18 protein-coding genes are annotated in these 18,473 nt (G+C 62.4%); 6 read left to right on the forward strand and 12 right to left on the reverse strand.

Annotated features, from left to right (window positions below; all coding sequences use genetic code 11):
• Positions 1-48: 48 nt before the first annotated feature.
• From DWF74_RS14100 to ilvA, 4 genes are read right to left on the reverse strand one after another with little or no spacing between them, the layout of a single operon-like run.
• Positions 49-516: a DUF2269 family protein gene (locus DWF74_RS14100; RefSeq protein ID WP_102862127.1), complete on the reverse strand. Its 468-nt coding sequence runs from the start codon at positions 514-516 to the stop codon at positions 49-51.
• Positions 513-1,769: an SDR family oxidoreductase gene (locus DWF74_RS14105; protein ID WP_115581160.1), complete on the reverse strand. Its 1,257-nt coding sequence runs from the start codon at positions 1,767-1,769 to the stop codon at positions 513-515. Before DWF74_RS14105 ends, DWF74_RS14100 begins: the two co-directional genes overlap by 4 nt.
• A 15-nt stretch (positions 1,770-1,784) precedes the next feature.
• Positions 1,785-2,213 (reverse strand): DUF2269 family protein, encoded by a 429-nt coding sequence (locus DWF74_RS14110; RefSeq protein ID WP_115581161.1) that lies wholly within the window; start codon positions 2,211-2,213, stop codon positions 1,785-1,787.
• Positions 2,214-2,253: 40 nt separating this feature from the next.
• Positions 2,254-3,768, reverse strand: coding sequence for a threonine ammonia-lyase, biosynthetic (gene ilvA, locus DWF74_RS14115; RefSeq protein WP_102862130.1), 1,515 nt, complete (start codon positions 3,766-3,768; stop codon positions 2,254-2,256).
• A gap of 227 nt (positions 3,769-3,995) precedes the next feature.
• On the opposite strand from ilvA, the gene rpiA reads away from it, so the two are divergent.
• Positions 3,996-4,667 carry a ribose-5-phosphate isomerase RpiA gene (gene rpiA / locus DWF74_RS14120; RefSeq protein ID WP_102862528.1) on the forward strand — a complete coding sequence of 224 codons (672 nt, stop codon included), beginning with the start codon at positions 3,996-3,998 and terminating at the stop codon, positions 4,665-4,667.
• 83 nt (positions 4,668-4,750) lie between these two features.
• Here rpiA and DWF74_RS14125 read toward each other — a convergent pair whose 3' ends face one another.
• The 4 genes from DWF74_RS14125 to DWF74_RS14140 all read right to left on the reverse strand — a co-directional run bounded on the left by DWF74_RS14125 (position 4,751) and on the right by DWF74_RS14140 (position 8,955).
• Entirely contained in the window at positions 4,751-5,659 is a 909-nt protein-coding gene (locus DWF74_RS14125; RefSeq protein WP_102862131.1) for an SdiA-regulated domain-containing protein, read from the reverse strand.
• Positions 5,660-5,756: 97 nt separating this feature from the next.
• Entirely contained in the window at positions 5,757-6,689 is a 933-nt protein-coding gene (locus tag DWF74_RS14130) for an SdiA-regulated domain-containing protein (protein ID WP_102862132.1), read from the reverse strand.
• 162 nt (positions 6,690-6,851) lie between these two features.
• Complete coding sequence (locus DWF74_RS14135; RefSeq protein ID WP_102862133.1) at positions 6,852-7,517, reverse strand: fumarylacetoacetate hydrolase family protein; 666 nt, start codon at positions 7,515-7,517, stop codon at positions 6,852-6,854.
• 43 nt (positions 7,518-7,560) lie between these two features.
• The gene (locus DWF74_RS14140; RefSeq protein ID WP_115581162.1) at positions 7,561-8,955 is read right to left on the reverse strand and encodes an FAD-binding oxidoreductase; all 1,395 of its coding nucleotides are present in this window, start codon (positions 8,953-8,955) and stop codon (positions 7,561-7,563) included.
• A 204-nt stretch (positions 8,956-9,159) separates the two neighbouring features.
• Between DWF74_RS14140 and serA the strand changes: the two genes are divergently transcribed.
• Positions 9,160-10,389: a phosphoglycerate dehydrogenase gene (gene serA, locus DWF74_RS14150; protein WP_011064084.1), complete on the forward strand. Its 1,230-nt coding sequence runs from the start codon at positions 9,160-9,162 to the stop codon at positions 10,387-10,389.
• A 123-nt stretch (positions 10,390-10,512) separates the two neighbouring features.
• On the opposite strand, the gene DWF74_RS14155 is transcribed toward serA, so the two are convergent.
• On the reverse strand, positions 10,513-10,950 hold the full coding sequence (locus DWF74_RS14155; protein WP_115581163.1) for a DUF4399 domain-containing protein: 438 nt from the start codon (positions 10,948-10,950) through the stop codon (positions 10,513-10,515).
• A gap of 132 nt (positions 10,951-11,082) precedes the next feature.
• Between DWF74_RS14155 and DWF74_RS14160 the strand changes: the two genes are divergently transcribed.
• Positions 11,083-11,868 carry a transporter substrate-binding domain-containing protein gene (locus DWF74_RS14160; RefSeq protein WP_102862136.1) on the forward strand — a complete coding sequence of 262 codons (786 nt, stop codon included), beginning with the start codon at positions 11,083-11,085 and terminating at the stop codon, positions 11,866-11,868.
• A 151-nt stretch (positions 11,869-12,019) separates the two neighbouring features.
• Here DWF74_RS14160 and DWF74_RS14165 read toward each other — a convergent pair whose 3' ends face one another.
• Both DWF74_RS14165 and DWF74_RS14170 read right to left on the reverse strand, forming a co-directional pair.
• On the reverse strand, positions 12,020-12,508 hold the full coding sequence (locus tag DWF74_RS14165) for a DUF523 domain-containing protein (RefSeq protein ID WP_102862529.1): 489 nt from the start codon (positions 12,506-12,508) through the stop codon (positions 12,020-12,022).
• A 2-nt stretch (positions 12,509-12,510) separates the two neighbouring features.
• Complete coding sequence (locus DWF74_RS14170; protein ID WP_162884161.1) at positions 12,511-13,143, reverse strand: 2OG-Fe(II) oxygenase; 633 nt, start codon at positions 13,141-13,143, stop codon at positions 12,511-12,513.
• 162 nt (positions 13,144-13,305) lie between these two features.
• On the opposite strand from DWF74_RS14170, the gene DWF74_RS14175 reads away from it, so the two are divergent.
• The gene (locus DWF74_RS14175) at positions 13,306-14,058 is read left to right on the forward strand and encodes a DUF2059 domain-containing protein (protein WP_102862138.1); all 753 of its coding nucleotides are present in this window, start codon (positions 13,306-13,308) and stop codon (positions 14,056-14,058) included.
• Positions 14,059-14,205: 147 nt separating this feature from the next.
• Here DWF74_RS14175 and DWF74_RS14180 read toward each other — a convergent pair whose 3' ends face one another.
• Positions 14,206-15,144: an alpha/beta hydrolase gene (locus tag DWF74_RS14180; RefSeq protein WP_102862139.1), complete on the reverse strand. Its 939-nt coding sequence runs from the start codon at positions 15,142-15,144 to the stop codon at positions 14,206-14,208.
• Positions 15,145-15,255: 111 nt separating this feature from the next.
• Between DWF74_RS14180 and DWF74_RS14185 the strand changes: the two genes are divergently transcribed.
• Both DWF74_RS14185 and DWF74_RS14190 read left to right on the forward strand, forming a co-directional pair.
• A complete protein-coding gene (locus tag DWF74_RS14185; RefSeq protein ID WP_115581164.1) occupies positions 15,256-15,834 on the forward strand; it encodes a DUF6436 domain-containing protein in 579 nt (192 codons plus the stop codon).
• 107 nt (positions 15,835-15,941) lie between these two features.
• The gene (locus tag DWF74_RS14190) at positions 15,942-18,350 is read left to right on the forward strand and encodes a penicillin acylase family protein (protein WP_115581165.1); all 2,409 of its coding nucleotides are present in this window, start codon (positions 15,942-15,944) and stop codon (positions 18,348-18,350) included.
• The last annotated feature ends 123 nt before the right edge of the window (positions 18,351-18,473 follow it).

The raw sequence follows: 18,473 nt of genomic DNA on the forward strand, positions 1-18,473 counted from the left end.
TTCGCCGGCTCCTGCAAGCCGTAGGAGCCGGCTTGCCGGCGAAGGCTGCTAAACCGGCTTGGCCACCATCAGATAGAAAATCGCCATGAAGGCCAGAAACGCCGGCCAGCCCAAGGCGAACCACCAGCGCATGTAAAGATTGGCCCGCAGTGGCATCGGCACGCCGTCCCGCAGCGCCTGCTCAGCCATCTTGTGCACCCGGATCTGCAACCAGACCACCGGCAACCAGCACAGCCCCGCCAGGACATAGAGCCCCAAGCTCCACATCAGCCACGCTTGCTGGATCGGCCAGCCCGCCAGATGCACCAATCCCAGCCCACTCAACGGCTGGAAGACGGCCGTCGTTGCAGTAAAGGCCCAATCGGCGAACACCAAATGCTTGAACGTCACGGCAATCACTTCCAGCTTGCCGCTGCGCCAGGCTCGCAGTGCGTAATAGGCCGAGCCCGCGCCGAGGCCGAAAAGAACGGTCGAGGACAGGATATGCAGGGTTTTCAACAGCAGATAAGCACTCATCGACGGGGTTCAGTCCACAACAGCCATAGGGTCGCCACCATCAGCACCAGGTTCTTGGCCACGGCGGCATAAGGGTCAAACCAGAAATGCGGCAGGATCAGGCTGATGATCAGGGTGTAGCCGAGCATCAGTGCGAGCTGCGCCTGCAGGGCCCGCCGGCGCCAACGCCGCAGCAGCAGACCGACACCCAGCACCGCGTCACAGAGCGATCCCGCGATCACCGCCAGTACCGCCCAGGCGCCCTGCACCCCGGCCTCGACCATGATCCGCAGGCCCCAGTCGTAGCCGGGACCGATGCACACCACCGCCGTACCCAGCCAGATCAGCACCATGACCGCCAGCAGCAGCGGTCGCAGGGCCAACTGGGTGCTCTGCGCGGCCTGCGGCCAGTCTTGCAGCCGGGCTGCCAAGGGCGCGGCGTGATAACCGCAGACCGACGCCAGTACTTCTGGGTCCCCCAGGTTGTCGCAACGGGCCATGCTCAGACTCTGCCGGTTCAGGGCCCGCCAGCCCAGGCGCTCCCCCACCCCTGCGACCAGCGCCAGGACCACTGAGGGCAACTGGAAGTAGCGCGCCGGGGCCCAGCCCTGGGCCGCACGCAGACGATCCAGCAACTGCGCCATGGTCATCCGTTCAGGGCCAACCAGCGGCAGCACCATGGACTGCGCAGGCCATTGCCCGATCAACGCAAGCACGGCAGCGCTCAAGTCATCCACATGCAGGGGCTGCATTCGGGCCTTGGCGGACAACAACGGAATCAGCGGCCAGGGCGACAGCCGGGCCAGCCAGCCACTGCTGGCGCCACCCGCGCCGAGCACCAGGGATGGACGCAACACCACGGCCGGAATCCCCAGGCGCAGCAGGTAATCATCCGCAGCCGCCTTGCTCGCCAGAAACGGCACTTGCGGCTGCTGGCCGGCGCCCAAGGCGGAAATCTGCAACACCCGCACACCCCGGGCCGCCGCCAGATCAAACAGCGCACGAGTCCCCAGATCCTGAGTCAGGGTCAACGCCTGGGCATCATTGCTCAACAACCCCGCAGCGTTGATCAACAGGTCGGTATCAGCGGGCAAGTCAAAAGGCTGGGGCTCAAGGCCCAGGCGATCGAGGTCCAGTTGCCGCCATTCCACGCCAGGCAGACTCCGGGTTTGCCGACGGCGACTGGTGGCGATGAGTTGATGGCCGGCGGCGTGCAACGCCGCCAGCAGATGACGGCCGACAAACCCTGTCGCCCCCACCAGAACAACCTTCATGGCAATCCTTAAGGCTTAGACCGGCTTGGCGCCCATGAGGCCAGCAATGGTGACGAAACACACCGCACTGAAGATTGCCAGTGCCAGGGTGAAGGTCAGGCCACTGGCCGCCTTGGCCAGACGCAGGCGGTTGAGGCGCACCATCAGCCAAAGCCAGGCCAGAGCGCCCAGGGTGTAGAGCACACTGGAGCCCAGAACCCAGGTCTGCCCCAGCGGCCAACCCACCAGATGCACCAGCCACCAGCCGCTGAATGGCAGGGCCAGCAAACCCACCGCCAGCAGCAGCCAGCCGAACAGTCCCGGGCGGTGCAGCACGCGGCTGTAGACCGTCGCATCACCTTGGCGGCGCAGGCGCCAGACCCAGATCGCCAAACCCAGCGCACTGCCCAAGAGCAGCACGGTGGCCAGCACATGAAGCGTCTTCAGCGTGGTCAGTGTTTCCATGTTCTCGCTTCCTTAAGACTCCGATCCTCAGCGTAGTCGTTCAGCCGAGGAACAGCTGATAAGCCGGGTTATCGCTTTCATCCCAGTACGGATAGCCGATCTGCTCCAGAGCCGCCGGTACCAGATGACGCTCATCGGCCGGTACTTGCAGGCCGGCGACCACTCGGCCATCGGCCGCACCATGGTTACGGTAATGGAACATGGAGATATTCCAGCGCCCGCCCAGTTTGTTGAGGAAGTTGAACAATGCCCCCGGACGCTCCGGGAACTCGAAGCGCAGCACCACTTCGTCGCTGACCTTCTCGGCATGGCCACCGACCATGTAACGGATATGCAGCTTGGCCAGTTCGTTGTCGGTCAGGTCGATCACCGGAAAACCCTGCTCGGTCAGACTGGCGATCAAGGCGCTACGTGGATCATTTTCCGGGTGGGTCTGAACGCCGACAAAGATATGGGCTTCGCTGCCGGTGTTGTAGCGATAGTTGAATTCGGTGATCTGACGCTTGCCCACCGCCTCGCAGAACGCCTTGAAGCTGCCCGGTTTCTCGGGAATGGTCACGGCGATGATGGCTTCGCGGCCCTCGCCCAGCTCGGCGCGCTCGGCGACGTGGCGCAGGCGGTCGAAATTGACGTTGGCCCCGGAATCGATGGCCACCAGGGTCTGCCCGGTGATACCGCGCTGCTCGACGTACTTCTTGATCCCCGCAACGCCCAAAGCGCCGGCTGGCTCGGTGATCGAGCGGGTATCGTCGTAGATGTCCTTGATTGCCGCACAGATTTCATCGGTGCTGACGGTGATCACTTCATCCACATAGTCCTTGCAGATATCAAAGGTGTGCTGACCGATCTGCGCCACCGCCACGCCGTCGGCGAAAATGCCCACCGTCGGCAGCACGACCCGCTCACCCGCTGCCATGGCCGCTTGCAGGCAGTTGGAGTCGTCCGGCTCGACACCGATCACCTTGATCTCAGGACGCAGGTACTTCACATAAGCGGCAATACCGGCGATCAGCCCGCCGCCGCCCACCGGCACAAAAATCGCGTCCAGTGGCCCCGGGTGCTGGCGCAGAATCTCCATGGCCACAGTGCCCTGCCCGGCAATGGTGTGGGGATCGTCGTAAGGATGGATATAGACGTAGCCTTTTTCATCCACCAGCTTCAGCGAATAGGCCAGCGCTTCGGGGAAAGAGTCGCCATGCAGCACCACCTTGCCGCCGCGGGAGCGCACGCCTTCAACCTTGATCTCCGGCGTGGTCTTGGGCATCACGATGGTGGCCTTGACCCCCAGCACCTTGGCCGCCAGGGCCAGGCCTTGAGCATGGTTACCCGCCGATGCGGTGACCACCCCACGGGCGCGCTCGGCGTCGCTGAGTTGGGTCAGCTTGTTGTAGGCGCCGCGAATCTTGAACGAGAACACCGGCTGCAAGTCTTCACGCTTGAGCCAGACCTGATTGCCCAGCCGCTCGGAGAGCTGGCGGGCAGTCTGCAATGGGGTTTCTACGGCAACGTCATAAACGCGCGAGGTGAGGATCTTCTTGACGTACTGTTCGAGCATCGGAAAGCATCACTGAGCGGGTTGGGCAGGGCCAAGGAGTCTAACCCAGCGTTTGCCCGGGCGACCACACGAATACAGAGGTTTTAGCCGGCGCCCTCGCCGCCCTCCTGCGGATTGCCAACTCTCCTGCCCGGCCTGGCCGATTAGCCAAACGGGCAATGACCGGATCTGTCGCGGCGCCTATAATGCCGGCCTTTGTGCCCCCCATTGCCCGCTTCGGAGCCCGCATGACCCAGGATCAACTCAAACAGGCAGTCGCCCAGGCCGCCGTCGACCTTATCCTTCCGAAACTCGATGACAAGAGCATCGTCGGGGTCGGCACCGGCTCCACCGCCAACTGCTTCATCGATGCCCTGGCCCTGCACAAGGGCGCCTTCGACGGCGCCGTAGCCAGCTCTGAAGCCACCGCCGCACGCCTCAAGGGCCACGGGATTGCGGTGTACGAGCTCAACACCGTCAGCGACCTGGAGTTCTACATCGACGGTGCCGACGAGAGCGACGAGCACCTGAACCTGATCAAGGGCGGCGGCGCAGCCCTGACCCGGGAAAAGATCGTCGCCGCCGTGGCCAAGACCTTCATCTGCATCGCCGACGCCAGCAAGCTGGTACCAGTGCTGGGCAACTTCCCACTGCCGGTGGAAGTGATCCCGATGGCCCGCAGTCACGTAGCCCGCGAGTTGGTAAAACTGGGCGGCGACCCGGTGTACCGCGAAGGGGTGATCACCGACAACGGCAATATCATCCTCGACGTGCACAACATGCAGATCACCAACCCGGTGGAGCTGGAACGCCAGATCAATGCCATCGTTGGCGTGGTCACCAACGGTCTGTTCGCTGCGCGCCCCGCGGATGTACTGCTGCTGGGTACGGCCGAAGGGGTGAAAACCCTCAAGGCCTGAGCCTGCTTTGCGGGTAGGCTCAGTCTTGCCGGCGAGGCCGTCCCAAGGGCCTCGCCGGCAAGCAGAATGCCGCCCGACCGCCTCTACAGTTCAGGCTTCTTGAAGACGTAGAACAGGTTCGGCTCGCTCACCAGATACAGGGTGCCGTCGTCATCCATGGCTATTCCTTCGGCCTGGGGCACGGCCTTGCTCAGGCCCTGGCGGCCCTTGCCCAATGCCAGGGTGCTCAGCGGGCGCCCGTCGACGTCCAGTTCCACCACCAGGCGCGACTCGTCCGACAAGGCCAGCAGATGGCCGCTGCGCTCGTCGTATTGCAGGCTGGAGAGGTCGCGTACAAAGAGCCCGGCATCCCGCTTGGGGTTGTTCAGCACATGCACCCCGTAGGACTTTTCCGGATCGTGATGGGGAAAGCCCTGCACCTCATAGATCAGCATCGGGTCGCGTTCCTTGGCGACGAACAAGCGCTGGCCCTGTGAATCGTAAGCCAGGCCTTCAAAGCCCTTGTTCCCCGAAAGGTGCACGCCGAGCGTGATCTGCTCGGCCTCTGCCGCATCCACCACGGTGGTTTCGTCGTCCAGCTGAATCTTGATCAACCGGTGCTGCCGTTCATCGCTGATCACATAGGTATTGGCGCTAATGAACTCCACTGCCTCCGGATCACCAAAGCCCAGCAGAGCGATACGCCGCAGGACCTGCCCGTCCAGGGACAGCTCTACAAGCTCGGAATTCTTGTTGGTCACGGTGAACAGGCTGTTGCGCAGCGGATCGTAGGTCAGTGCCGAAACCTCATCCAGCCCCTCAATAGGCTGCGCCTCCAGTACCACTCGATAATCACCCAGGCCCAGAGATTGCGGGGCCGTCACTTGCCAGTAGGATTGCCAGTCGAACCAGGCGCGCTGCCACAACCGATGGTTGTGGGCAAACGCGGCAAGCAGCACCGCCATCAGGCAGAGGATCAGATAGAGAGGTTGCAAGCGGGTCAGACGATACATGGCGGGCGAACTCGAAATCAGGACAGGCTGATGAAATATCACAGCCGTCTGAATTCAAGCTTAATCGACGATCCGGCAAAGGCGTCGGACCAGGAGATCATTGCTTCTCGAAGCGATAGAACAGATTGGGCTCGCTGACCATGTACAGGTTGCCGGCCTCATCCATGGCCACGCCTTCGGCCCGGGGAATGGTGTTCTGCAGGCCGTTGAAGCCGCCGAGCAAGGCCATGAAGCTGACTTGCTCACCCTGCTCGTCCAGCTCCAGCAACAGATGAGAGTCGGCGGACAGCACCAGGGTATGACCGGTGCGCGGGTCAATGCCCAGGGCCGAGAGGTTGCGCAAATCGAGCTCCTCACTGGCGAGTTTCTGTTTGCTGCCCTTGAGCACCTGGCTGCCATCGCTGCTCCAGGTGAAGAGTGCCGCTGGACGCTCCTCGCCCAACAGCAGTTGCTGCTTGCGCGGGTTCCAGGCAATGGCTTCAAAAGCCTTGTTCTGATCTTCCGAAGGGCCCAGGTCGTAGCGCGGAAAATCGGCGATGTTCAGCTCTTTGGTACTGGCATCAACTTTGACGATCACCAGCGAATGCTGACGCTCATCGACTATCGCCAGTAAGCCATTCTCCAGGACTGCCACCCCTTCCGGGTTGCTCCAGCCCACCAGAGGGATCTTGCGCAGGACGTCGCCTTGCAGGGTCAGCTCCGCCAGGAACGGATGCTTGCCCATGACCGAAAACAGGGTTTTGGTCTGCGGGTTGTAGGAGAGATCCGACGCTTCATCGCTCTCCATGCCAGGCAGCGCCTTGGCATCGATGACCACGCGGTAACCGGGTAGCCAGATGCTGGCGCTGCGCTCGGAAGGACTGACAAACCGCTCCTGCACCCAGAGCGCGCCACGGTCGTCCCAATGCAGGAGACTGGCAACGCCATAGCAGATCACACCCGCCAGCAGCAGCCAGGAGTACCAGCGCATGCGCAGGCGAATACGCGACATACGACTGCCGAGAGGCTTAGTCAGGGGAGGAGCATCCATCACAAGAGTTCCAGAGGTCGGCCATGGTTAATAGCACGCAGTGTTCAGATCGGCGAACCATAGACCTAGGAATTATCCGGAACGAATGTGAAAAAACAGTAAAAGGCCATGATCTTTCTACGAGGTGTGCCGGATTCCCGGGTCCTCGTAGAAAGTTCCCGATCAACGGACGCTGCTGGTGAAGCGACTGACGCCCGGCAGCTCCAGCACCAGTTCATCACCGACATTCAGCGGCCCGACGCCAACCGGGGTGCCGGTGAGAATTACATCGCCGGCCTGCAGGGAAAAGCAGCCGGCCATGTACTGGATCATCGGCACGATGGGATTGAGCATATCGCTGCTGTTGCCGTCCTGGCGTACCTCACCGTTGATGGTCAGGCGAATGCCGATATCCGTCAGGTCGGCAAAACTGCTGCCCACCACGAATGGCGCGATAACCGCCGCGCCATCGAACGACTTGGCGATTTCCCAAGGCAGGCCCTTGGCCTTGAGCTCGGCCTGCTTGTCGCGCAGGGTCAAGTCCAGGGCCGGGGCGAAACCGGAGATGGCGTCCAGCACTTCTTCGCGGCTGGGCTTGGTGGACAATGGCTTGCCGATCAGCACGGCGATTTCCGCCTCGTAGTGCACCGAGCCGCGCTCGGTGGGAATGGCAAAACCACCTTCCAGCGGCACCACGCAACTGCCGGGCTTGATAAACAGCAGGGGCTCGGTGGGAACCGGGTTGTCCAGCTCCTTGGCGTGCTCGGCGTAGTTACGACCGATGCAAACCACCTTGCCCAGAGGGAAATGAATCCGGGTACCGTCGACATACTGGTGCTGATAGCTCATTACCGACTCCTGCTCGTGTGCTTCATCAGGGCGCTGCTTGCACTCAAACAGCGAAGATCTTGCCCGGGTTCATGATGCCGTTCGGATCGAACACTGCCTTGACTGCCTTCATGTACTCAATCTCAACCGGCGAGCGGCTGTAGGTCAGGTAATCGCGCTTGGTCATGCCCACGCCATGCTCGGCGGAAATCGAACCGTTGTACTTCTCGACGGTTTCGAATACCCACTTGTTGACCGTGGCGCACTTGGCGAAGAACTCGTCCTTGCTCAGGTTGTCCGGCTTGAGGATGTTCAGGTGCAGGTTGCCGTCGCCAATGTGACCGAACCAGACGATTTCGAAGTCCGGATAGTGTTTACCGACGATGGCATCGATTTCCTTGAGGAAAGCCGGCACTTTCGAAACAGTGACCGAAATATCGTTCTTGTAAGGGGTCCAGTGGGAAATGGTCTCGGAGATGTATTCCCGCAACTTCCACAGGTTCTGCAACTGGGTTTCACTTTGGCTCATCACCCCGTCCAACACCCAACCCTGTTCGACACAATGCTCGAAGGTTTCCAGGGCGTGGTTGGCCACTTCTTCAGTGGTCGCTTCAAACTCCAGCAAGGCGTAGAACGGGCAGTCGGACTCGAAGGGAGCCGGCACGTCACCACGGGCCAGGACCTTGGCCAGGGCCTTGTCGGAGAAGAATTCGAAGGCGGTCAGGTCGAGCTTGCTCTGGAAAGCGTGCAGCACCGGCATGATCGAGTCGAAATCGGCGGTGCCAAGCACCATCGCGGTGAGGTTCTTTGGCGCCCGATCCAGACGCATGGTGGCCTCGACCACGAAGCCCAGGGTGCCTTCGGCGCCGATGAACAACTGGCGCAGGTCATAGCCGGTGGCGTTCTTGATCAGATCCTTGTTCAACTCCAGCACGTCGCCCTTGCCGGTCACCACTTTCATACCGGCCACCCAGTTGCGGGTCATGCCGTAGCGAATCACCTTGATACCACCGGCATTGGTGCCGATGTTGCCGCCAATCTGGCTGGAACCTGCGGAAGCGAAGTCCACCGGGTAGTAGAGGCCGTTTTCTTCCGCCAGGTTCTGCAACTGCTCGGTGACCACGCCCGGCTGGCACACCGCCGTGCGATCCGTCAGGTTCAGGTCGAGAATCTGGTTCATGTAGTCGAAAGACACCACCACTTCACCATTGGCTGCCACGGCGGCGGCCGACAGGCCGGTACGTCCGCCGGAAGGCACCAGGGCCACCCGGTGCTGATTGGCCCAGCGCACGATGGCCTGGACCTGCTCGATGGTCTTGGGAAACACGATGGCCGTGGGGGCCGGGGCGAAATGCTTGGTCCAATCCTTGCCGTAAGCTTCCAGGGAGTCAGCGTCGGTCAGCACCTTGCCAGGCTCAACCAGGGTCTTCAGTTCATCAATCAGGGCAGGATTGGTCATCGACAGAACTCTCGAACAATTCATGGTCATCCTGAGAACGCTTCACGTCGCAGGAATGAGTGTTTAGCGGGGCGCGTATGCTAGCATACCGCCCCCGCAGGAGAGTGCCCAAGGGCCTTTCTGCGGTGGCGGTTGCATGCCGTCCAGGTCAGCTCAAGCTGTCCATTTCCCTGCCATTTTTCTCCGGGACACAGGTTTACGCAGATGAGCAAGACTTCTCTCGATAAGAGCAAGATCAAGTTCCTTCTCCTCGAAGGCGTCCACCAATCCGCTGTCGACGTCCTCAAGGCCGCCGGCTACACCAGCATCGAGTACCTCACCGGTTCTCTGCCGGAAGCCCAGCTCAAGGAAAAGATCGCCGATGCACACTTCATCGGCATTCGCTCCCGCACTCAACTGACCGAAGAGATCTTCGACCACGCGAAGAAACTGGTCGCAGTGGGTTGCTTCTGCATCGGCACCAACCAGGTTGACCTGTCCGCCGCTCGCGAGCGCGGCATCGCGGTGTTCAACGCGCCTTACTCCAACACCCGTTCGGTCGCCGAACTGGTACTGGCCGAGGCCATCCTGCTGCTGCGCGGCATCCCTGAGAAAAACGCTTCCTGCCACCGTGGCGGCTGGATCAAGAGCGCGGCCAACTCCTTCGAAATCCGCGGCAAGAAGCTGGGTATCGTCGGTTATGGCTCCATTGGTACTCAGCTGTCGGTCCTGGCCGAAGGCCTGGGGATGCAGGTGTTCTTCTATGACACCGTGACCAAGCTGCCACTGGGCAACGCCACCCAGGTGGGCAACCTGCACGAACTGCTGGGCATGTCCGACATCGTCACCCTGCACGTGCCGGAAACCGCGGCCACTCAGTGGATGATCGGCGAAAAGGAAATCCGTGCCATCAAGAAAGGCGGCATCCTGATCAACGCCGCTCGCGGCACCGTGGTTGAGCTGGACGCCCTGGCGGACGCGATCAAGGACAAGCACCTGATCGGCGCGGCCATCGACGTGTTCCCGGTTGAACCGCGCTCCAACGACGAAGAGTTCGAAAGCCCGCTGCGCGGCCTGGACAACGTGATCCTGACTCCGCACATCGGCGGCTCCACCGCTGAAGCCCAAGCCAACATCGGCCTGGAAGTGGCAGAGAAGCTGGTCAAGTACAGCGACAACGGTACTTCGGTCTCCTCGGTCAACTTCCCGGAAGTGGCGCTGCCGGCCCACCCTGGCAAGCACCGCCTGCTGCACATCCACGAGAACATCCCGGGTGTGATGAGCGAGATCAACAAGGTCTTCGCCGAAAACGGCATCAACATCTCCGGTCAGTTCCTGCAGACCAACGAAAAGGTCGGCTACGTGGTAATCGACGTCGACGCCGAGTACTCGGACCTGGCGCAAGAGAAGCTGCAGCACATCAACGGCACCATCCGTTGCCGTGTGCTGTTCTAAGAGCAGCGGCAAGTTGCAAGCTGCAAGCCATAACTGGCTTGCAGCTTGTAGCTGAAACCTTGCAGCTAGCTGCGCAAAAAAGGGAGCCCATCAAGGCTCCCTTTTTTTGCGCAGCGTTTACGATTATTTCACTATTACTGTGATTTTCTTGGAGACGATGACCGGGCTGAACGGCACGTGGTTCTTGTCGCCCAGCTCCAGCTGCAGGGTGTGCTTGCCCGGGGTCAGGGTCACTTCGGTCTCGGTCTGGGCCTTGCCGAAATGCAGGTGGTTGGCGTCCATCGGGATCGGCAGGTTCTCGGCCGGCAGTTGATCGACATCGATCAGCAGGTGATGGTGGCCGGTATTGGCGGTCTGATCGCCCGCCGGTGCCAGGGCAATGCCTTCAACGCCGAACTTGACCTTGAAGGTCTTGTCCACGCTGGCTCCATCAGCAGGTGAAACGATGAACACCTTGGCGCCCGCTGGTGCCTGAGTACGAGGAATATCCGCCGCGCCCGCCAGCATCGAAGCTCCAAGCAACAGACTGGCCAAGGCCGCACGGGACATAAAATTTTTCATTATCTTCTCCAGTTTTTCCGCAAATCTTTTACGGTTATGACAACTTCGTGGCGATTCGTTGTCGAAGGCACTCAACACCTTAGCAAAGCGAGCCTGAACGGCGCATCGCTCATATAAATTCAAGGAGTGACCATGCGTTTCCTGCCTGGCCTGATACTTTTGCTACCCCTTGTGAGCACTGGCGCTCAAGCCGAACTGATGGACGACATCAATGACCGCGGGGAACTGCGCATCGCCCTGGAAGCCAATACGCCACCTTTCAACTTCAAGGACGACGGCAAACTCACCGGCTTCGAGGTGGAGTTGGGGCAGTTGCTGGCCAGTGAGCTGGACGTGCGCGCGGACTTCGTGGTGACCGCGGCGGCCGAGTTGCTGCCAGGTGTGGAGAGCGGCAAGTTCGACGTGGCCATCAACCACATAGCAGTGACCCCGGAACTCAAGGATCGTTTCGATTTCAGCGAGCCCTATAGCTATTCCAGCGCCCAGTTGATCGTGCGCAAGGAAGAACAACGCCCGCTGCTCTCCCTCCAGGCCCTGCGTGGCCAGGCGCTGGGCGTGGCTCAGGGCAGCCAGTTCGTTGATCAGGCACGGACCGTGGAAGGCATCAACCTGCGCAGCTATGCCGATGCCCAGCAACCGATCAAGGATGTGGCGGACAAACAGATCGACGCGGCCATCAGCGACCGCCTGCTGATTCCCTACGCCATTCGCGACAGTCGCCTGCCAGTCAAGGAAGGCGCCAAGGTGGGCCCGACCCTGAGCCTGGCGATTCCCTTCCAGAAAGGAAACCCGGCGTTCCAGGCGAGCCTGGACAGCGCCCTGCAGCGAATCAAGGCCGATGGGCGATTGATGGCCCTGTCGGAAAAATGGTTCGGCATGGATGCGAGCAAACCGCCCAAGAGCGACGCCGGGCAGTAAACGACACATCCTGCCGGATTGACCTGTAGCCGCTGCCGCAGGCTGCGAACGGCCCGAAGGGACGCAGGGATTTGGCCGCTAGAGGTCGGCGAGAGACCGCCAGGCAACGCTCTGCGAGCCTTTTCGCAGCCTCGCCGGGGCTCGGCAGCGGCTACAAGGACAATGTGGCCAGGGCGGCAGCGGCTTCGGGGAGTTGCAGTTCGCTGAAGACCTGAACCCCGTGCCGCTTCAGCAAAGCCGCGGTCACCCCTTCGCCCTGGACTTTGACCCCGCTGAAGGTGCCGTCGTAGGTCAGCAGGTTGCCGCAGGATGGGCTGTTGGCCTTGAGCACGGCAACGCGAATCCCGTGCTGTTCCACCAGCTCAAGCGCCTGGCGCGCCCCAGAGAGGAACTGGGCGCTGACATCTTCGCCTTCCGTGGTCATCACCGGTGCCCGCCCTGCAAGCACATCGCCGCCCTGACCACCGGGAATCTCCGCCGCCGCCCGTGGCGTCGGCAAGCCACCGGCCACTTCCGGACAGAGCGCAACCACCCGCCCCTCTTGCAGCCAGGCGGCCAGTTGATCAAACGGGCCGCTGGCGCCGCCGTCGTAGCGTACGCGGTGGCCCAACAGACAGCGACTGACCAGAACCTTGTGCATCATCAGAACGGCTCGTTACCACGACGCCGGAACCAACCGGTCAAGGACAGGCGTTCCCGGGTCGCTGGGAGGACTTCATGGGGTACCTCGCCAGAGAGAAACACCACTAGCCGGCCCCCGACAGGGGCTACATCGTATGGTTCCTGATCGTTCAGGTACATGCGCAGTTGCCCGCCGTGTTCGGGCAACCATTGCGAGTTGAGGTAGATCACTGCCGACACCATGCGCCGGTCGTCATCGCGAAAGCGATCCACGTGACGCTTGTAGAAGGCGCCCGGCGGGTACATCGCGAAGTGACATTCGAAATCCTCAAGCCCGAGAAACAGGCCTCGATTGAGGGCCTCGCGCAGGCTGTCCATCAACCCCAGATAGGTATCGACGGCCTCGGCCTGGCCGGGCTCGAGCCACTGGATATGGTCGCCGCGAATACCCTCGCGTATCTCCTGGGCCGGGCCTCGCCCTACCGCCGCAGGCGCCAGTTCACCTTCTATTGCACGTTTACGGCACTCAGCCGCCAGTTCGAGGGTCAGACCCTCGGGCAGGAAAATATTCTGCTGCGACCAGCCACAGGCGGCCAGGTCGTCGACGATACGCAACAACAGCGGATGATCAGAGGGTATTTGCATGGCGCGCATAGTATCCAGCATCAGATAAATCTGACAGAGCCACAGAGCGGAGGATCACGCATTTTTTTCCAATGCACTTTCCACTCATTACTTTAGCGGGCGATCCTGATACGAATTCTCGACAACCATCGCCTTGCCCCGGAGAATAGTCGCCTGCTGACAGGAGTCCTTATGCGCCGTTTGCTTTTCTCACTGTTGATGTTCTGCGCCTTGCCTGCCTGGGCAGACAGCCACGACCAGTTGTACAAGGTCGCCGGTTGGCCGGAACAGCGCGCGCATTTCAACGATGCCCTCAGCGCCGCCCAGCAGCGCTACCAGAACAGCTTGCCGCCAGCGGTCTACCAGGCCCTGGTGGACAACAGCAACCAGCGCTTTGCGCCCCAGGCCGTGGACCGTCGCGCCGAAGAGCAACTGCGCCGGCATCTCGCCAATCCCGCCCCCGCCCTGGCTTTCTTCCAGTCGCCCCTGGGCCGCAAGATCGTCGCCGCCGAACTGCTGGCCACCCGTCGCGACCAGTTGGCCAAGAATGCTCAGGGCCTGCCGAAGATGCAGGTCAGCGATAACCGCCAATTGATCATCGGCCACCTGGCCCAGGCACTGCCGGCCAAGGAGGCCGGCGCGGAGGTCAGCCTGGCGATCGCCGGAGTCGCCGCAGACAGCCTGAGCCAGATGATTCCCGGCCTGCTGGGAGGGGGGCAGGCCCAGGGCATGCTCAACGGTCAGCGCCAGCGATTGATGCAGCAGATCGGCAACGACCTGAACAACACCCTGCTGTACGTTTACCGGGACCTGTCCGACACCGAGCTGGAAGAATTCGCAACCTTCGCCGAATCCACTGAGGGCAAGGCCTATTACCAGGCAGCCCTGGCAGCGATTCGCGCCGGTCTGGCGGTCGGCCAGAGTACCTCCAGCCTCGCCCCCTGATCCAGCCAACGCACCTGTAGCCGCTGCCGAGCCCGCGAGGCTGCGCAAAGCTCCGCAGGACCTTGCCTGGCAATCCAGCGCCGAACCTCCAGCGACTCTTCGGGCCGTTCGCCGCCTACGGCAGCGGCTACACCCATCTCCCGGGGCTCAGACGTGCTGGGTCAGAAAGGCGAAGTACTGATCGCGGTACAAGGGAATTTCATTGGCCAGGTGATGCCGCGCCTCCGGCAGCATCAAGACCTCGGGGGCCGTGAACTTACCGCGAATCACTTGCAGGTTGTGCTCCCAATCCACCGTCATGTCCGCCTGCCCCTGCACGATCAGCGGCTGCCTTGAACTGCGCGGGGCCGCTTCCAGCCGCTTGATCCAACGCGCCAACGCGCCGACCCAGGCAGTGGGCAAACGTTGTGGCTGCAACGGATCGGCCTGGAGGAAGGCAAGAAAATCCGGATCGTTGGAGTTCTCGCTGAAGCGCCGGGCAATGCCGCTGACAAATGGCCGCAACAGGTAATAGCTGAGCATCGACCAGCCCCAGGCCCGCGGCCGTACCAAGGGCGAGAGCAGCACCACCTGCCCCTGGGCCGGGCTCTCGGCGCCCTGGTTGAGCAAGTGATCCATGATGATCGCGCCACCGGTGCTTTGCCCGAACAAGTGCCAGGGCTGGGGCAACTCCAGAGACCGCGCCTCGGCGAACAGGCCTTGCAGTACCTGTTGATACACCGCGAAATCATCGATGCTGGCGCGCTCGCCACTGGACAGGCCGTGCCCGGGCAGGTCACAGGAAATCACCACGAAGCGGCGCTGCAGAGCCCACTCGATCACATGCCGGTACAAGCCCATGTGATCGTAGAAACCGTGGAACAGAAACAGCGTTGCCTGTGGCTGTTCCGGCCACCACACCTGCGTGACCACCTCGTAGCCCTCCACTTGAAAGCGCCCCAGGCGACTGCGTGGCACAAGCGCCCGTCCGGCGAAGTCCAGCCCATAGAAGCGTTGATAGGCCTGGGCCTCCACCGACAAGGGCTGCCCAGCCACCAGAGGTTGCAGACTGGCACGCAGGTGGTCGGGGTCGAAGGTCACGGACATGGGATTTTCCAAAGCGGGGGGCACCGGGGATAAAACAGGCTTTCTAGGCCTGCGATATTCATCTGTCGCGGCAAGCATGGCAAGCTACGCGACCTTCGAGGACCGATCTTAATGCGCCAGCCTTACCGCACCTCCCTGCTTGCCAGCCTGCTCGTCCTGATCTGCGCCGTGGTGCTGTGGTGCGCCTACGACTGGTTCCAGGGACGCTATCTGCGGGCCTTCAGTGAGCACACCGCGGTGTTCTCCGGCGACCCGCTGCAACTGCCCGCCGAGCTGGCCGGCCCCGGCGCCATCCGCCTGGTGCACTTCTGGGACCCGGCCTGCCCCTGCAACGTCGGCAACCAGCAGCACCTGGCTGAACTGATCGAAACCTATGGTCCGCGGGGCGTGGAGTTCTATTCCGTGCAGAAGCCCGGCAGCCACGGCCAACTGCCCGCCACCCTGGGCCGCCTGAAGCCCCTCGACAGCCTGCCCGGTGCCGAACAGATTCCCGCCAGTCCGGCGGTGGCGATCTGGGACCGCAACGGCAAGCTGGCCTACTTCGGGCCCTACAGCGAAGGCCTGACCTGCAACTCCAGCAACAGCTTCATCGAGCCTATCCTCCAGGCGCTCGAGAACCATCGCCAGATCAATGCCACCCACACCCTGGCGGTAGGCTGCTACTGTCCCTGGCCAGTCACTGCCAATTAAGGCATTCGCGACTATTCAAGGACTGCCTCCTGCGCGAGGCCCATGACTTGTGCTAAATCTCTGCTGCTCTTCCAGGGCGGCACTGAAAACAACAGCAAGGAGCCCGCATGAAACGCAGCCTGACCGTCGTCGCTGTCCTGATCCTCGCCCTGCTGGCGGGTGTCGTCGGTTATCTCTACAGCAAGCAGCCGACGCGGCAGGGCCAGGTGGAAGTCCGTGGCCTGCAAGGCTCGGTCACTGTGCGTTACGACGAGCGTGGCGTGCCCCATATCCGCGCGGAGAACGAAACCGACCTGTATCGCGCCCTGGGTTACGTCCACGCCCAGGACCGACTGTTCCAGATGGAAGTCTTGCGGCGCCTGTCCCGGGGCGAACTGGCAGAGGTCCTGGGGCCCAAGCTACTGGATACCGACAAACTGTTCCGCAGCCTGCGCATCCGCGAGCGCGCTGACAGCTATGTGGCCGGGCTCGACCGTCAGTCTCCCGCCTGGAAGGCCCTGGAAGCCTATCTGGATGGCATCAACCAGTATCAGGACAGCCACGCCAGCCCCATGGAGTTCGATGTCCTGGGCATCCAAAAGCGGCCATTCACCGCAGAAGACACCGTCAGCGTCGCCGGCTTCATGGCCTACAGCTTCGCCATGGCCTTTCGCACCGAACCGCTCTTGACCTACATCCGCGACCAGTTGGGCAACGATTACCTGAAGGTCTTCGACCTCGACTGGCAGCCCAAGGGCGTGCTGGCCAAAGGCAAGCCGCAACCTTCACAGCCCCTGGCCGCTGTCGACTGGCAGGACCTGGGGCAGATCGCCCTCCTGAGCCAGCAAGCCCTGAGCGAGGCCGGACTGCCGCAATTTGAAGGCAGCAACGCCTGGGCCGTGGCCGGCGCTCGAACCAAGAGCGGACGCCCGCTGCTGGCCGGCGATCCGCACATCCGCTACTCCCTGCCGTCGGTGTGGTACGAGGCGCAGCTTTCGGCACCGGGCTTCGAACTCTACGGCCATCATCAGGCCCTGGTGCCCTTCGCCTTCCTGGGCCACAACCTGGACTTCGGCTGGAGCCTGACCATGTTCCAGAACGACGATCTCGACCTGATCGTCGAGAAGGTCAACCCGGAAAACCCCAATCAGGTCTGGTTCCATGACAAATGGGTCGATCTGATCAGCAGCGAGCAGCAGATTGCAGTCAAGGGACAGGCGCCGGTGACCCTGACCCTGCGCCAGTCGCCCCACGGCCCGATCATCAACGACATGCTCGGCACCACCGTAGGCAAGGCCCCGGTGGCCATGTGGTGGGGCTTTTTGGAAACCCCCAACCCGATCCTCGATGGTTTCTACCAGCTCAACCGCGCCGATACCCTGGCCAAGGTCCGAGCGGCCTCCGCCAAGATCCACGCCCCCGGCCTGAACATTGTCTGGGCCAACGCCAAGGGCGATATCGGCTGGTGGGCGGCGGCGCTGCTGCCCAAGCGCCCGACCGGGGCGAAACCGGCGTTCCTGCTCGACGGCAGCACCGCCATGGCTGACAAGGAGGGCTTCTACCCCTTTAGCGCCAACCCCCAGGAAGAGAACCCGGCCAGGGGCTATATCGTCTCCGCCAACTTCCAGCCCGTCTCCCCGACCGGCATGGAGATCCCCGGCTACTACAACCTCGCCGACCGGGGCCAGCAACTGGACCGTCAGCTCAGTGACAAAAGCGTGAAATGGGACCTGGAAAACACCCAGAAGCTGCAGCTGGGCACGACAACCGCCTACGGGCCGCGCCTGCTGGCACCGCTGTTGCCCGTGCTGCGGGAAGTGGTCGACGCCCCCGAGGAACTGAAACTGGTGGAGCAACTGGCCAAGTGGCAGGGCGACTACCCGCTGGACTCCACCAGCGCCACCCTGTTCAACCAATTCCTGTTCGAGCTGGCCAACGCCACCTTCCATGAAAAACTCGGCGACGCCTACTTCGACGCCCTGATCCAGGCCCGAGTGGTGGATGCTGCCCTGCCCCGGCTGGCGGCCGATCCCGATTCCCCCTGGTGGGACAACCGCACCACGCCCCAGCGTGAAAGCCGGGCCGACACGGTCAAGGTGGCCTGGCACGCCAGCATCGACCACCTCAAGCGCACCCTGGGCGCCAACCCCGCGCAATGGCGCTGGGGCAGCGCCCATACCCTGACCCACGGCCACCCGCTGGGGATGCAGAAGCCTCTGGACCGGGTATTCAACGTCGGCCCCCTGGACGCCCCAGGCAGCCATGAAGTGCCGAACAACCTCACTGCCAAGATCGGTCCGGCGCCCTGGTCCGTGGTGTATGGCCCCTCGACCCGGCGCATCATCGACTTCGCCGACCCGGCCCACAGCCTGACCATCAACCCCGTGGGCCAGAGCGGCGTGCTGTTCGACAAGCACTACGACGACCAGGCCGAGGCCTACATCGAAGGGGTCTACCAACAGGCGCACTTCAGCGAAGAGGAAGTCACTGCCAACACCCGCAGCACCCTGAAGCTGCTGCCGGCGCGCCGCCCCTGAGCGCCCCGCCCCGCCCCGCAGGAGCTGGCTTGCCAGCGAAGAAGCCTGCAAGCCTGGCGAACATCTCGCGAACGCTTTCGCCGGCAAGCCGGCTCCTACGGCGAAACCGGCGGCATGAGGCAA

Origin of the sequence: Pseudomonas protegens (genome assembly GCF_003363755.1) — a bacterium.
GTDB classification, from domain to species: domain Bacteria; phylum Pseudomonadota; class Gammaproteobacteria; order Pseudomonadales; family Pseudomonadaceae; genus Aquipseudomonas; species Aquipseudomonas danubii.